Source organism: Acinetobacter higginsii, assembly GCF_000369525.1.
Lineage (GTDB): Bacteria > Pseudomonadota > Gammaproteobacteria > Pseudomonadales > Moraxellaceae > Acinetobacter > Acinetobacter higginsii.
Map to the genome: position 1 here is coordinate 2,555,775 of NZ_KB850072.1, position 15,522 is coordinate 2,571,296.

A 15,522-nucleotide genomic window follows, 5' to 3' on the forward strand; every position below is an offset into this window, starting at 1 on the left:
GTAAATAATAAAACGGCTGTTATGTAACAACATGACAGTCGTTAATTATAAAATTTAGGTATATTTTCTTTGTTTTATAAAAAGATAAAATTTAAAGATTTATGGATGTATTCAGACTTATATTTGATTTTTAAAATTAAGTCGATATTAAGAATCTCAATAACTGCGTACTAATCAATATGAATAAAATAACTCCTTTAGATAAATTCATTCTAATTTCTGTTCCAAGTAACTATTCCACAACTGAAAGAGGGAAATTCTTCGAAAATTTATGTGCCGAGATCCTGAAAAAACAATCTTATAAAATCACTGGATATGAGGTGCGTAAAAGTGGTATGGAAGTAGATATTCAAGCTATTCACATCCCATCAGATAAAACAGTTTATGTAGAATGTAAATTTTACAATGAAAAAGCAACTATAGATTCTAAAATCATAGACCTATGTTTCAGCCAAAGCTTTAGAGCTGGTTTTGATTCTATAGCCCTGTTTTCAACAGTTAAGCTAGGTAAAGACGCTCAAGATGTCCTTGAAACTTATAAAAAAAGAAAAACAGATTTTTCCTTTTATGATAGCAACGAAATTTTAGCAGCATTAATTGCTTCAGGTCACATTAAAGATGTAGAGCTATCTCAAATTCAACCAAATTTTTCATCGGCGACTCTGCTTATTCATCCAGAAATTTCACCTCATTGGCTCTACCAAGAAATCCAAAATGGAACTCCTACTAGTCTTATTTATCAAAGTTTAGGTAATGAAGCCAGTCAAGATGTACTTAAACAAATATTAGATCAAGAAAATAAGTTTATTGGCTTAGATTTAAAGAAACAGGGGAACATTGAGGTAAAAAAAGAAACTGTTTCACATCAACCAAAAGAAATTATAAGTAATATTATTGTTGCAGATGATATTATGGATTATAAACCATGTAGACCTCAAGACTTTGTTGGTAGAGGCGACATACAAAAGGAAATTTGGGATTTTTTAGAAGCTGTTCGTGAAGATAAAACTGATTGTAGAGTTTTATCATTAACAGGACTTTCTGGTAATGGAAAATCATCTTTGGTAGCCAATTTGGCACATCGATTTACAAATATAAAATGGAAAAACAAACTCTTTCTTTTTCCTGTAGATATTCGCTCTGCGCGGGGGCCAAAATTTGTTGCAGAGGCCGTTACCAAAGCATTTAATGCAGCTATAAAAGAAAACTTTATAGAATTAGATATAGATTTTAAAGTAGAAAATATAGACGAAATTTTAAGTGGAAATGATTTTTATAGATGTAATGAATATTTAAGCTCTCATAGTAAAGTTCTAGTTATTTTCTTCGATCAATTTGAAGAAGTTTTTATGAAAGAAGATTTATTCGGATTATTTAGAGCCTTTAAAAGATTTGGTCTAGATGTTTCTGCTGCAAGAAGTAATCTAGTAGTTGGATTCTCATGGAGAAATGGAATTTTCTTAGGTGATGATAACCCTGCATACAGCCTATGGAGTGAGCTTAAAGATCATAGAACTGAAAAAAAATTAAAATTATTTGATGAGAAAGACTCTAGCCGAATGATTGCAACATTTGAAGAAAGCTTTGGAATAAAGATTACTCGTCCATTAAAGAGAAGACTTATACAACAAGCTCAAGGATATCCATGGTTATTAAAAAAACTATGTATTCATCTTTTTAAAAAAATTAATGAAGGTATTTCACAAGAGCTTTTATTACTTAGCCAAATGCAAATTAAAACTTTATTCGATGAAGATCTAGAAAGACCCTCTCGCGATGTTGATTGTTTAAAATATGTAGCCAAAAACTCACCTGTAGATCGATATCAAACAACACAGGAATTTGGAGATAGTACAGTTTCAAGGCTAATATCAGATAGACTTTTAATTAAGACGGGAGAGAAAATTTCTGTTTATTGGGATGTATTTAGAGACTACTTAAAGACAAATGAAGCTCCTATTATTTCATGGGCTTATATGCCAACTGCCAACTTTACGATAGCAAATAAATTAATACATCTTATTAATCAAACTGAAAACTCAACTTTTGACAACTTGATTAAATCAAGCTCCTATAGCAAAGGAACTTTACAAAATATCTTAATGGATCTTCAATCTTTTTCATTAATAGAAAAAGATCAAAACAATACATACAAATTAACATGTAAGGTTAATGAACTCCCTCAGAAAATACGTGATCAACTTCTGGGACATCTCGTTTATACAAAGTGCCTATCTTTAACAAAAAACTCAAATGATTCAGAATATATTACTCAAAAAGATATCACAACTATTTTGGATGAAATTTATTTTAAAAGCAAAGGTGACACTCCTAACGCATATTTTAATAGAATATTATCTTATTTAAAATATGCAGGATTAATTAGTTCTTTAGGGAAAACCTATAAAATATATAATAAAGATGATTATTCTTCAGATTTCGGAAATGCTAGAAATCTAATAAAAAGAGATTTATTATTTTTAGCAGCAAGCTCATTCGAAAATGCTATAGATCTAATTAAAAGATTAAGAAACGAAAAAACCATTAACAGCTCTGAAAAAGGATTAAGGAATATTATATTAGATTTAATAAATCTTGGTATATGCACAAGAAATGGGCAAAACATTGAATTACTCCCTTCAAAATATTCAGACTTAGATGTCGAATCATTTCTATCCACTTATGTTTCAAAGGCAGAAACAATTATACTTTTACAAACATTACAGCAAACATTATCAGAGGATTTAGATTCTCTAGCAATAGCTATGTCAACAGAACTAAATAAGGATTGGAGGCTATCATCTGGACAGAGATATGTAAGAGCCCTATTAAGATATAATTCGCTTGCACAGAGCTATTTAGAAAATAAGAGTTAAAGTAATTTATTTTATACTCAGATTCACTCTTATTCCATTATCATTTTTCAAAAATACATTTTAAGGAAAATCATGAATCTAAAATTAGAAACAAGCAATAAAATCTACAGTATTTTAGAGGAGATAACTAAAAATGAAGAGGATCTCAAAAAGAAATACCCCCCAAAAACCTCCAATGTTGACATATCGGCTCTAATTACAGGGATAATACTTTGTATATTTTCAATCACACTTGTATTAGTAATAAATTTAACATCAAAAAATGAGACACTAGAAGCATCCGCAGCATTTCTAGCAGCAATAGGTCTTTCATTAATTATAATAAGCCCTCTTATTGGAATATTAACAAACCTTAAAATAATATGTAAAACATTAAAAAACCCTTTAAAAATCATATTCAATCGAATAAAGAAAACAACAGAAGTTGACATAGAAGTAATTAACAAATTAATACACTTTGATCTCCACCATTTAGAGCTTACCTCACTAGAATTAAAACATGAATTAGGAGATTTCAATAAAAGAACAACCAATATTACTGGGCAAATAAGTAAAATAGGTTTATTCCCAGCAACCCTCTTAGGTTTAACGACAATTTCAACTCAACTAAAGAAAGAGAAGGGAATATTCGATATTAACAATTTAGATTCATTGCAACAAATCATTATTACTCTCTCCATCAGCATAATAATACTTTACTTCTTTTCGATTCATGCCAACTTAAAGTCTTCAGACTTAGAGAGAAGAATTACAATATTAGAATATGTAATCAACTTCAAAAAAAACAAAAAAGAAATAATACAATTAAATTAAAATACTATTTAAGTTTTTCAGTATTATAAAAAATATATTTTACTCTAAAATATAAAAATTAAATTTTAAGAAACTTTTCTTAAATAGCTTTACCCCCCACCAACCACCCCTCCAACAATTTCCCTTTATCCACTTTACGACCACTCAACAACTGCACCATTGCCCCATCTACCACAAATAAAAACATCTGTGCATCTGCTTTGGTAACACTCATCTCCATTCTGACTAACAACATATAAATTTCACGAATCAACCAGTTTCGGTACTCCACCACCATCTCATACGCCTTTGGATAACGTGCTTTAATTTCAAAAACCGCCCGAAACAATAAATGGTACATCCCTTCTACATCAGCATGCAGAAAGAAAATCCGTTTCAGTTTTTCACGCCCCGATAGGTTTTTATTGGCATAGAGAATTGAACGGACTGCTTTCTTCAGCGCCGTTCTCTGCAAGCTTAGCGTCATTTCAACCAAATGCTCTTTGGAGTGAAAGTATTTATAAAAGGTGCCTTTGGCAATTTTAGACTCATCAATAATCAGGTCGACCCCAACATGATGAAAGCCATCTTGGTTAAACAGCGTTTGCGAGGTATCCAAGACTTTTAAAGCACGATAAGTCAAAGCAAAAGGTGGCATATCATTTCCATGATTGAATAATTTTTTTGTTGTTGCTCAACCCGATCAAGCAGCCATTTATGCTGCAATAAGCAAAAAAAGGCATGCAAAGACCCGATAAGACGGCCTGAGCGCATCTTAAGTTTTATTGTTGATATGATTTTTAGTCGCGACAAAGCAGCGCTTGAAAAGCCTAAAGGCAATCAAACGGCGTCAAAGACTAATGAAGAAGAATAAAAATACAGTGCATGGCCAACTCCTACAAAATTCGGAACGCTGCCAAGACATAAAGATTATGGTGGCAGGGAGAAAGAGGGTTAGCAGACTGAACCTAAGAATCAGCACGCCCGAAGGCGTCCCCCTTTCGCCCTACCGCTACAAAAGAGGGACGAACAAGTCTACATCAAAAAAACGAATTTTTTCAATGTACTTAGGAAACGGTCTGCTAAAACCGGCTGGCGATGTAGGCCAGCGCTTAAAGAATAATCGGTGAGTTTAAGGGTGTCAACGTTACACTTTGGGCCAAAGTGATTTTATTATTATTTTTCAATGAATTATATTGTTTATTATTTTTAAATTATGATATAAATGTATTTTAATAATCAACCAATCGGCTTAAAGCATCATGCTTTAAGCGACTTCAGTTTGCCCCACTTGGTGATAAGCACGATTAAAATAAACCAAGCTTTGATCATGTCCACTTTGTTGAACCGCCACAATACGACAAATAAAAATCGTATGCGTTCCCACTTCCTGAATTTGATCAATCTCGCAATCGAAATTCACTAAGGCATCATCCAAAACAGGCGCACCTGTTTCCAACTCTGACCAAGCACCGTGTTTAAAACGTTCTTCTGGACTTAACTTAGACGAAAAGGCTTTAGAAATATGTTGATGATCTGCGCTTAACACATTCACACTTAAGATTTTATTGTCGACGAAATGCACATGTGAACTCGATGCCCGATTCATACACACCAATAAAGTCGGAGGCGTATCTGTGACGCTACATACAGCAGATGCAGTAAAGCCATAACGACCAGACATGCCAGTGGTGGTAATCACACTAACTGCACTGGTGAGTAAAGACATTGCATCTCTAAAATCTGTTGCTTCAACCATCACTTTATTCCTCAATTAAACCCGAGCTTTGCGGTGGTATCAAGGGCGCGCATACTCGCCCTTTCAACCTCACAACATCAGTGCATTTTAGCCTTGCAGTTCTTGACGAACAATTTCTGCACCTGCACTTAATGCATTCAGCTTGCCACGCGCAACATCACGCGCCAAAGGTGCCATACCACAGTTGGTTGATGGATACAGCTTATCTGCATCGACAAACTGAAGTGCTTTACGTAAGGTATCGGCAACCTCTTCTGGCGTTTCAACCGTGTTGCTCGCCACGTCAATCGCACCGACCATTACCTTTTTACCGCGAATCAATTCAATCAGATCCATCGGCACACGCGAGTTGTGACATTCGAGCGAGATGATATCAAGTTTTGATTGTTGTAGCTTTGGAAAAGCCTCTTCATATTGGCGCCATTCAGAACCGAGGGTCTTTTTCCAGTCTGTATTGGCTTTAATGCCGTAACCATAGCAAATGTGCACCGCAGTTTCACATTTCAAACCTTCAAGCGCACGCTCTAAAGTCGCCACACCCCAGTCATTTACTTCATCAAAGAACACATTAAAAGCAGGTTCATCGAATTGAATAATATCTACACCCGCCGCTTCTAACTCTTTGGCTTCTTCATTCAGGATTTTGGCAAATTCCCATGCCAATTTTTCACGGCTTTTATAATGTGCATCATACAATGTATCAATCATGGTCATTGGTCCTGGCAACGCCCATTTGATTGGTTGATTGGTTTGCTGACGTAAGAACTTGGCATCTTCAACAAAAACAGGCTTTTGACGAGATACAGCACCGACTACAGTCGGAACACTAGCATCATAACGATTACGGATGCGCACCGTTTCACGTTTCTCAAAATCAACACCCGTAAGATGCTCAATAAATGTCGTCACAAAGTGCTGACGGGTTTGCTCGCCATCACTGACAATATCAATGCCCGCCACTTGCTGCTCATGCAAAGACAAACGTAAAGCATCCTGTTTACCTTCAATCAGACCCTGCTCTTGCAATTTCCATGGTGACCAAAGCTTTTCAGGCTCTGCTAGCCAAGACGGTTTCGGTAAGCTACCCGCAGTCGACGTTGGTAATAATCTTTTCATCATCAATAACCTTATATTTTCAATAAATTAGTGCGCGTAACTTTTTTGCGAGTTGCTTTGTGCTGCATAACTGGCAGACCACTGTTCCAGAATATTTCGATAAGGTTTAATAAATTGTTCTTCAACAAATTTCCCTTGTTCAATCGCCAAACGACTACGTTCTTCGCGGTCATATACAATGCGAGTCAGTGAATAATCTTGGTTGCTCAAACTTGGTTGATACGATTTGCCTGCCACTGAATTGGCATTGTAAATTTCAGGACGGTAAATCTTCTGGAAGCTTTCCATGGTGCTGATGGTGCTGATCAATTCCAGATTGCTGTAATCCGCCAACAAATCCCCAGAGAAATAGAAGGCCAACGGCGCAACACTATTTGGCGGCATGAAATAACGCACCTTTAAGCCCATTTTCTGGAAATACTCATCCGTTAATGAATATTCATCTTGCAGATATTCCGTACCCAATACTGGATGTTGGTTTTCAGTACGTTGATAGACCTTGCTGCTGGAAACACTGAGGCAGATCACAGGCGGTTTTTTAAAGTTTGCCTTGTAAGTCTCTGACTCAATAAAGCTCTTAAACAAGTTGCCATGTAAGTCGCCGAAGTTCTCTGGTGTGCTAAATCCAGACTGATTTTTATTATGCTCAAGCAATAACACACTGAAATCATAATCACGCACATAAGAAGAGAAGTTATTTCCCACAATACCTTCAATCCGTTCATTGGTTTTTTGATCGACAATATTGGTTTTTAAAATTTCAATCAAAGGCAATGCATTGCTATCAGTGCCCGCTTCAACCTTCATCTCAACAGAAATAATCTCAAGCTCGACCGCATAACGATCCCCTTCTGGATTATCCCAATGCGCCAAGGTATTGAAACGATTGTCGATCATTTTTAGGGTATTACGCAGATTTTCTTGGCGGCTTTGACCACGAGCCAAATTGGCAAAGTTGGTTGTAATACGGGTATTTTCTGATGGGTAATAGTTCTCATCAAAACGAATACTCTTGATCGTAAAATTAAATGCGCTACTCATTTTAATCCGCCACCCTAATTTCTGAGATAAATCTAAATTTCTGTATAGAGTGATTTATACCGCAATCATTAGCTGAATAAAAATGATTTAATCTAAGTCGAAAATGAATGAAATTCACTTTAATAAATTTGCTGAGATGAAAATGGCTCAGCATCCTCGGTTGATGACCCGTAGAAAGATGAATATCGCTCAGGGGATTTCGGACTGATCTGGAGAAAACATAGGGTGCATATAAATCATACCAAGCGGCATTGCGCTCTTCGATTACATCACTCATTGATGCTTAACTGCGCATTTTGTTATTATCTAAATCATCCTATTTGGTCAAATAGTGACTGATCTCTCTAAACCATAAGTCTAAGATTTACTAGAACTTTCTACATTTTACACACAATAAATCATCAAAGTCGGCTTGATTTGTACATTTTGAAACATTAGTTCAACCAAAATACCGTCTAAATTAAAGTAAAATTCATGAACTAACTTCTTCAACATCAGTGTTAAGGCGATCCCTTGCCGTACTGATGTGCCTTTATTGCGCCTGTATCATCATTTAAATTCTTTCTCTCTATATCGCTTGTCATATAGAGCGTCATTTAATTTTTAAGGTAAATTGAATGAAAAAATTTTGGAAATATTTATTAGTACTACTCGTAGTATTAATTATTATTGCAATTGCCTTTCTTTTTAGACCAGTTGCGTCTAAGGCAATTAAAACCACCAGTAACGAACCAACTGTCGATGTTGTACTCATCGGCGGCGGGATCATGAGTGCCACTTTAGGTACTTACCTCAACGAGTTACAACCCGACTGGAATATCCGCATGTATGAACGTCTTGATGCTGTTGCACAAGAAAGTTCAAACGGTTTTAACAACGCGGGTACAGGCCACTCAGGCTTTATGGAAATGAACTATACCGAAGAAAAAGACGGTAAAATGGACATTTCTAAAGCTGTAAACGTGGCAGGTCAGTTTGAAATTGCCAAACAGTTCTGGGCATACCAAGTGAAGCAAGGTGTACTCGAAACACCAACGACCTTCATTAACCCAGTACCACACATTGCTTTCGTATGGGGCGATAACGTGAATTTCATGGAAAAGCGTTATGCTGCCATGGTTCAAAACCCGTTATTCGCTGGTATGAAAATGAGTGAGGACAAAGCTGAAATTCAACAATGGGCACCATTGGTGATGGACGGTCGTGATCCTCAACAAAAAGTGGCTGCAACTCGTATGGACGTTGGTTCTGACGTGAACTACGGTGCAATCACCAAGCAGTTGATTGGCAACCTTGAAAAGAGTCCAAACTTCAAACTCAGCACTTCAACTGAAGTGACAGGCATCAGCAAAAACGATGACAACACTTGGTCTGTGGCTTTCAAAGATTTGAAATCTGGCAAAGTTGATCATGTGAAAACACGTTTTGTATTTATTGGTGCGGGCGGTGCTGCAATTAAATTATTGCAAATGACTGGCTTACCAGAAGCGCAACAATATGCTGGTTTCCCTGTAGGTGGTGAGTTCCTTGTAACTGACAACCCAGCAGTAACGGCAAAACACACTGCTAAGGTGTATGGTCGTGCTGATCTTGGCGCGCCTCCGATGTCTGTTCCACATATCGATACTCGTTATATCGACGGTAAAAAATATGTGTTGTTTGGCCCATTCGCAACTTATTCAAACAAGTTCCTGAAAAATGGTTCACAGCTTGATTTGCTTGCATCGACCAACAAAAACAACGTGTTGCCTATGGCTGCAATTGGTCTGCAAAATGCTGATCTTGTTCAGTACCTCGTAAGCCAAGTGTTAATGTCTGATGCAGATCGTTTCAATGAGTTGAAAAAATACTACCCTGAAGCTGATCCAAAAGACTGGCATTTACAACAAGGTGGTCAACGCGTTCAGATCATCAAAAAAGAGCCGGGCAAACCTGCTAAATTGCAATTCGGTACAGAAATCTTTGCATCTAAAGATAAGTCTGTAACTGCATTGTTAGGTGCTTCTCCGGGTGCGTCTACATCACCTTACATTATGCTTAACTTGCTTGAAAAAGCATTCCCTGAGCAAACCAAAGGTGTATGGAATGCTAAGTTACATGAAATCGTACGTTCTTATGGTAAAGACCTTTCAACCGATCCAGCGTTGTTAGATCAAATCCGTCAGTACTCAAGTTCAACTTTGGGCTTGAACTATACGACTCCAGCAAACTTAGTTCCTGCTAAGAAAGTTGTTAAAGCTGAAGCTGTTGCTCAATAAGTAACGCTAAGCATCTCGAAAAGGGAGGAGTTTCAGCTCTTCCCTTTTTCTTTATTTGTATGTTTTAAATCTACGCCTTATGTCCTCTGCTGTACCTCATTCTGCTTTTGCTGCATTTGCCAGTCGTGACTTCACGTTATTGACCATCAATCAATGCTGCCTGACTTTTGCGGTGCTGATTCAAGAAGTCCTGATCGCGTATTATCTGTATCAAATTACCAAGAATCCGCTTATCCTCGGCTTGGTCGGGATCATGGATTTTTTGCCCTTTCTCGTCCTCTCTTTGTGGGGTGGTTATATTGCTGACCGTTTTAATCGGCAGCGTATTTTGCAGATCAGCTTTAGCTTTGCCATCCCCTTATCGATTGCTTTGTGGATCAGCTTTGATCTTTTCCACACTCAAACCATCAGTGCAAATTTATTATTAATCTCATGCTTGAGTATTCTATTTTTATTTGGCTGTATTCGCGGCATATACAGTCCCTGCTTTAATTCTTTACGTCCTTTTGTCGTACCCGAGCATTTGTATACCAATGCAGCGACATGGACCAGCATGTGCTGGCAAGCTTGCGGCATACTGGCACCCGTGATGGGCGGTTTCCTGTTGGCCCATCTCAATTTGGATATTACTTTTGCCGTGATTGTGGCGCTTTTTCTGATCGGTAGTATGGCACTGTGGTGCTTGCAGAAACGCGATTTCCCACAAATCCAAACGGCGTCGGTAACTCAGAGTCTAAAAGACGCACTACAATTTATTTTTAGAACCAAAATTATTTTTTGGGCGATGTTTCTCGATCTCGGCTCTGTTTTCTTTGGCGGCATCATCGCGCTGCTGCCCATTTTTGCCCAAGATATTTTGCATGTCGGTGCCGATGGTTTTGGTCTATTACGTGCTGCGCCTGCATTTGGTGGCTTGATCATGATGCTGATCTTGGTGCGTTACCCACCCAAATCCAGACCGTGGCAGATCATGCTGATTGCCGTCACAGGCTTTGCGCTATGCACCTTGTTATTTGCTGTTACCAGACACCTCTATTTTTCCATCGCAGTTCTCATTATTATGGGGGCATGTGACAGCATCAACATAATTATTCGTCAAACCATACTGCAATTGATTCCACCCAAAGACATGCTTGGACGTGTCGCTGCCATTAATGGCATCTTTGTCACGTCCAGTAATGAGCTGGGCGCATTGCAGTCCAGTGTGATGACACGCTTTTTCAGCGTGGTGCCAGCAATGTTGATTGGTGGTTCACTGTCTTTGTTCTGTGTACTACTGACCAAGATCAAAACCAAAGATTTATTGAAGTTTCGTTTTTAATCCCCCAACAAACAGCTATTTAAAAAACCAATATCATATGAAACACACTTTGCCCGCGTCTTCAGGCCTCTCTAAATTTATTATTTTTTCCGTCTTTGTATGGCTGGTCCTGCTGTGGCTACAATCGACCTATATTGTGGTGATTGGCGGTCATGCCTATCTGTTTTGGACCTCATTCGGTCTTTTAATTTTAAATATTCTGAGCTTGCGTCCAAACATCTTAAAGAATCGAATTGCCTTGGCCATCACTGCCGTATTGCTGGTCTATCTAGTGTTTAACTCGCTGTTTTGTACCTATCTGATGATTGCCTTCTATTGTATTTTCTATCTCTATTCAGGCGAATATAAAAATAAACGCGCCATTAAGTTGATCAGCCTGTTTTTGATTATGATCATCTTTGCAATTTATCAAAGCCAGTCTCTGCACGAGCTGAAAAGCCATTATGCCCCTTATGAAACAGGTGAGACTTGGCAAAAATACGGTGCCCTATAATTCAGCACATAAAAAAACCTCACATGACGTGAGGTTTTTTATTGCCACAATTAATCTTGTGAATCGGGATACAAAGGACGGTTACCGGGACTAATGCGATTGATATGCAAGAAGGTCATATGCCGTTCATACTTATCCAAGATGTCATTAATCACCTGTTCTTTGGTATATCCAACCAAGTCATTGTCCTGAGAGCCTTCATATAAGAAAGTTTCCAGACGGTAATAGAACTGCTTACCGCGTTTACCACGCTCACTAAAGGTCGGTGCGATATAACGTACCGGCCAGATCTGATACACGAAGTTATGTTCTTCTTCGATATAAATAGTGAGGTCAAGATGATACAGGCTCTCGCTTTCTTCAACTTCCCCCTGCGTCACTTCGACATTCATGCCACGCTTGACCAACTCATCTGCCACGGTCTGTACTGCAGGCTTACATACGCTATCGAGCATGCGTTGAGTCTCACTACTGCCCGGATGATGCATGACACGGGACAAACGCTGTTTCCAGTTCAAGATGTCGACGTTTCCGACCACAGGCGCAGCATTCAGGCTACGGCTGGCTTTACGATAATCCTCTAAGCGTAAGGATTTATATAAGCCCGCCATGACCAACAGCATCACAAAGCTAAACGGTAAGCCCATGATCACCGTGGCACTTTGCAGTGCGGTAATCCCATTGGCCATCAGCATCGCCACGGTGAGCAAGCCAATCGCAGTTGCCCAGAAGATACGAAGCCAACGTGGTGCATCATTATCAACATTGGAAAACTTGGTGGTAAAGTTACCCAGTACCAATGCGCCTGAATCGGCTGAAGTCACGTAAAACAGTAAGCCGGTAATGGTCGCGATCCCCGCAATAAAGGCAAAGCCCGGATATTGCGCTAACAAGTCATAAAAACCATGTGCAGGATCGGTCAATACGGTTTGTGCCAGTGCAGTATTGCCTTCAAAAATCACGTTATATAAGGCGCTATTCCCGAAAATAGACAGCCAAGTAATCGTGAACAATAAAGGAATGATCAAGGTGCCGCAGACGAATTCACGAATGGTACGACCACGTGAAATCCGTGCCAAGAACAGCCCCACAAATGGCGACCATGCTACCCACCATGCCCAGAAGAACAAAGTCCAACTGTTCATCCAGTCTTTAGGTCGATCAAAGGCAAAACTTTCCAAGGCCAAGCTTGGGAAACGGCTGATATAGTCACCAAAGTTTTGTACCAAGGCATTGAGCAGGAATTCGGTATTGCCAAGGAACAGAACGAATAACATCAAGCCAATCGCGGCATAAATATTGATTTCGGATAAAACCTTAATGCCTTTATTGACCCCTGCCGTCACCGAAATAATCGTGACAATCACAGCAAGGCCAATCAGGGCGATCTGAATCCATAGATTTTCAGGTACGTCAAACAGCACATGCAGGCCATAATTGATCTGCACCACTGCAATACCACAGGTGGTGGCAATACCAAAGATGGTCCCAATAACGGCGGCTGTATCGACGGTATGCCCGATGGGCCCATCAATTTTATTACCAAAGATCGGGTATAAAGCAGAACGAATGGTCAGAGGTAGGTTATAGCGATAACTAAAATAACCCAATGCCATCCCGACCAGCGCATACATGCCCCAACCGGTTAAGCCATAGTGGAACAGCGTCCAGACCATGCCTTGACGGGCCGCTTCATAGGTTTGACCTTCGCCCACTGGGGGATTCATATAGTGAGACAGCGGCTCAGCCACCGAGAAGAACATTAAGTCTGTGCCGATCCCTGCTGCGAACAGCATGGCCGACCAACTCAGTAGGCTAAATTCAGGTTTGGAGTGCTTCGGACCCAGTTTGATATCACCATAACGCGAGCAGGCAATAAAGATCACGAAAATCAGATACAGCGTTGCGGCTAAGAGGTAATACCAGCTAAATTTATCACTGACCCAAGCCAGCACCACATTAAGTAAGTGGTTGGCAAAGTCATTAAAAAAAATCGTAACCAGTGCAAATGTTAAAATAAGTAGAGCTGAAACATAAAAGACCACACGATTTAAATGGTCTTTATTCGCTAATGTAGCATCATCAACCGCTCTTGGATTATCTGTTGCCATACAATCCTCAAGGAATTAGAGAAGAAAAAGAAAATATTCATTCAAGTCTTTTCATCGTTCAATCAATGAAAAGACTTGAATGAATAAAAAATGAAAAATAAAAGTCATTCGCCCGAATTACAATGTTTCTGATTTATCCGTGATAACGTGTGATGGCGGAGTGTCCTGCGTTATCACTTGCGGTGGTATAGGACTGAATTGATCCTGTTTTAATGCTTTGGCAAGGCCAAACATGTAGAGCAAAATAATAACGGAGAATGGTAAACCACACAGCACCACCGCACTTTGCATGGAGTGAAAACTCCCTGCCAACAGCAGGCCGATACTGACAATGGTAATCACCACAGACCAGAAAATTCTCAACCAAATCGGTGAATCACTTTCATTGCTACCCCCTTTCGAGGACAGATTTGCGATCATGAGTGTACCAGAACCCACAGGGGTCAAAAACAATACGAAACAAATCACAACAACAATCCCAGCAATATAGGGATTGAACGGTAAAAATTCGAGAAGCTTAAATAAGGACAAAGCAGGGTCTGTCAGCACCAAGTCACCGAGGATTTTTTGCTTCTGTTCCAGAATAAAATAGATTGCAGTGTTGCCAAAAATCGAGATCCAAGCCAAGGTAAAACCGAGCGGAATCAGACAGACACCCAACACTACTTCGCGAATGGTACGGCCTTTGGAAATACGCGCAATAAACATGCCCACGAATGGCGCCCATGCAATCCACCATGCCCAATAGAACACCGTCCATGAACCTAGCCACTCACCTGCTTTGCTGTTATAGAGATACATATCAAAGCTTTTTGCCAGAAAATGATCGAGATAATCGCCCATGTTCTGCACCAAACCATTGAGTAAATGATTGGTAGGGCCTGTTAAAAACACAAATAACAATAAGGCATAGAGTAAACGCAGATTAATACGCGACAACCACGCCAAGCCCTTTTCAATTCCAACCACGGTGGTAATGGTCGCCACTGACATCATCAGCAACACCACCGTAATCAGTGTGGTTTGATTGTTTGGAATTTCAGGTAAGAGATAATGCACGCCCGAGACCAGCACCAAAGCACCAATACCAAGGTTGGTGACCAGAGAAATGACCGTGGCCAAAATCCCAAAACCATCAACAAAATCACCAATCAAACCATGAATACGTTCACCAAAGATTGGATACAGTGCAGAGCGCAACGCCAATGGCAAATTCTGACGAAAAGCAAAATAACCGAGTGTCACACCTAATAAGGCATACAACACCCAACCATGGATGCCCCAATGTAAAAAGCTATACATCATGGCATCACGTGCGGCTTGAATGGTTCCACCCTGACCTTCTGGCGGTCGAATAAAATGGTCAACGGGTTCAGCTACACCGTAATAGAGCAAGGCAATCCCGATTCCTGCGGAAAACAGCATCGACACCCAAGCCAAATAGCCAAACTCAGGTTTATCATCATCTTTGCCTAATGGAATCTGCCCAACCCGAGAAAAGGCCAGCCAAGCAACAAAACCTAAACAAACCACGATTACCAGCATGTAATACCAACCAAACAATTGATTGGCCTGCCCTTGTATATAGGTTAACCAGAACTGACTGCGCTGTGGAAACAACACAAACAATAGGCCAAAAATGCCGATACTGATTGCGGAGCTCCAAAAAACAAACAAATTTAAACGTATAGGTTCAGATGGGGACCCTTCATTACTTTCTGACACCATGTTCTTGCTCCTTGCAATTGGTGTTTT

At 39.4% G+C, this 15,522-nt stretch carries 11 protein-coding genes; 5 read left to right on the top strand and 6 right to left on the bottom strand.

The genetic code is table 11. The features are described 5' to 3' along the window. Nucleotides 1–179: 179 nt before the first annotated feature. The gene (locus tag F902_RS18140; protein ID WP_005205656.1) at nt 180–2,876 is read left to right on the top strand and encodes an nSTAND1 domain-containing NTPase; all 2,697 of its coding nucleotides are present in this window, start codon (nt 180–182) and stop codon (nt 2,874–2,876) included. A gap of 72 nt (nt 2,877–2,948) precedes the next feature. Beyond that, nucleotides 2,949–3,689, top strand: a complete 741-nt coding sequence (locus F902_RS18145) for a hypothetical protein (protein WP_005205658.1) — start codon at nt 2,949–2,951, stop codon at nt 3,687–3,689. 79 nt (nt 3,690–3,768) lie between these two features. Here the strand turns inward: F902_RS18145 and F902_RS18150 are convergent, their stop codons facing one another. From F902_RS18150 to F902_RS18170, 4 genes are all read right to left on the bottom strand, one after another. Then, nucleotides 3,769–4,326, bottom strand: coding sequence for a TetR/AcrR family transcriptional regulator (locus F902_RS18150; RefSeq protein ID WP_005205660.1), 558 nt, complete (start codon nt 4,324–4,326; stop codon nt 3,769–3,771). Nucleotides 4,327–4,935: 609 nt separating this feature from the next. Beyond that, nucleotides 4,936–5,427, bottom strand: coding sequence for a flavin reductase (locus F902_RS18160; RefSeq protein WP_005205662.1), 492 nt, complete (start codon nt 5,425–5,427; stop codon nt 4,936–4,938). An 87-nt stretch (nt 5,428–5,514) separates the two neighbouring features. Next, nucleotides 5,515–6,543: a methionine synthase gene (locus F902_RS18165; RefSeq protein WP_043540958.1), complete on the bottom strand. Its 1,029-nt coding sequence runs from the start codon at nt 6,541–6,543 to the stop codon at nt 5,515–5,517. A gap of 27 nt (nt 6,544–6,570) precedes the next feature. Continuing rightward, nucleotides 6,571–7,584 (bottom strand): DUF1852 domain-containing protein, encoded by a 1,014-nt coding sequence (locus F902_RS18170; RefSeq protein ID WP_005205667.1) that lies wholly within the window; start codon nt 7,582–7,584, stop codon nt 6,571–6,573. 617 nt (nt 7,585–8,201) lie between these two features. On the opposite strand from F902_RS18170, the gene mqo reads away from it, so the two are divergent. The 3 genes from mqo to F902_RS18185 all read left to right on the top strand — a co-directional run bounded on the left by mqo (nt 8,202) and on the right by F902_RS18185 (nt 11,656). Further along, nucleotides 8,202–9,842, top strand: coding sequence for a malate dehydrogenase (quinone) (gene mqo, locus F902_RS18175; protein WP_005205668.1), 1,641 nt, complete (start codon nt 8,202–8,204; stop codon nt 9,840–9,842). A gap of 79 nt (nt 9,843–9,921) precedes the next feature. Then, the gene (locus tag F902_RS18180) at nt 9,922–11,163 is read left to right on the top strand and encodes an MFS transporter (protein WP_005205670.1); all 1,242 of its coding nucleotides are present in this window, start codon (nt 9,922–9,924) and stop codon (nt 11,161–11,163) included. A gap of 37 nt (nt 11,164–11,200) precedes the next feature. Beyond that, entirely contained in the window at nt 11,201–11,656 is a 456-nt protein-coding gene (locus F902_RS18185; protein WP_005205672.1) for a hypothetical protein, read from the top strand. Between the two features lie 50 nt (nt 11,657–11,706). On the opposite strand, the gene F902_RS18190 is transcribed toward F902_RS18185, so the two are convergent. Beyond that, entirely contained in the window at nt 11,707–13,767 is a 2,061-nt protein-coding gene (locus F902_RS18190) for a choline transporter (RefSeq protein ID WP_005205674.1), read from the bottom strand. Nucleotides 13,768–13,884: 117 nt separating this feature from the next. Further along, nucleotides 13,885–15,495, bottom strand: coding sequence for a BCCT family transporter (locus F902_RS18195; RefSeq protein WP_005205675.1), 1,611 nt, complete (start codon nt 15,493–15,495; stop codon nt 13,885–13,887). Between the last annotated feature and the right edge of the window lie 27 nt (nt 15,496–15,522).

Excerpts from the sequence above, each read along its gene's own strand:
- F902_RS18140 (WP_005205656.1), top strand. The coding sequence starts at position 180 with ATGAATAAAATAACTCCTTTAGATAAATTCATTCTAATTTCTGTTCCA.
- F902_RS18145 (WP_005205658.1), top strand. The coding sequence starts at position 2,949 with ATGAATCTAAAATTAGAAACAAGCAATAAAATCTACAGTATTTTAGAG.
- F902_RS18150 (WP_005205660.1), bottom strand. The coding sequence starts at position 4,326 with ATGCCACCTTTTGCTTTGACTTATCGTGCTTTAAAAGTCTTGGATACC.
- F902_RS18160 (WP_005205662.1), bottom strand. The coding sequence starts at position 5,427 with ATGGTTGAAGCAACAGATTTTAGAGATGCAATGTCTTTACTCACCAGT.
- F902_RS18165 (WP_043540958.1), bottom strand. The coding sequence starts at position 6,543 with ATGAAAAGATTATTACCAACGTCGACTGCGGGTAGCTTACCGAAACCG.
- F902_RS18170 (WP_005205667.1), bottom strand. The coding sequence starts at position 7,584 with ATGAGTAGCGCATTTAATTTTACGATCAAGAGTATTCGTTTTGATGAG.
- mqo (WP_005205668.1), top strand. The coding sequence starts at position 8,202 with ATGAAAAAATTTTGGAAATATTTATTAGTACTACTCGTAGTATTAATT.
- F902_RS18180 (WP_005205670.1), top strand. The coding sequence starts at position 9,922 with ATGTCCTCTGCTGTACCTCATTCTGCTTTTGCTGCATTTGCCAGTCGT.
- F902_RS18185 (WP_005205672.1), top strand. The coding sequence starts at position 11,201 with ATGAAACACACTTTGCCCGCGTCTTCAGGCCTCTCTAAATTTATTATT.
- F902_RS18190 (WP_005205674.1), bottom strand. The coding sequence starts at position 13,767 with ATGGCAACAGATAATCCAAGAGCGGTTGATGATGCTACATTAGCGAAT.
- F902_RS18195 (WP_005205675.1), bottom strand. The coding sequence starts at position 15,495 with ATGGTGTCAGAAAGTAATGAAGGGTCCCCATCTGAACCTATACGTTTA.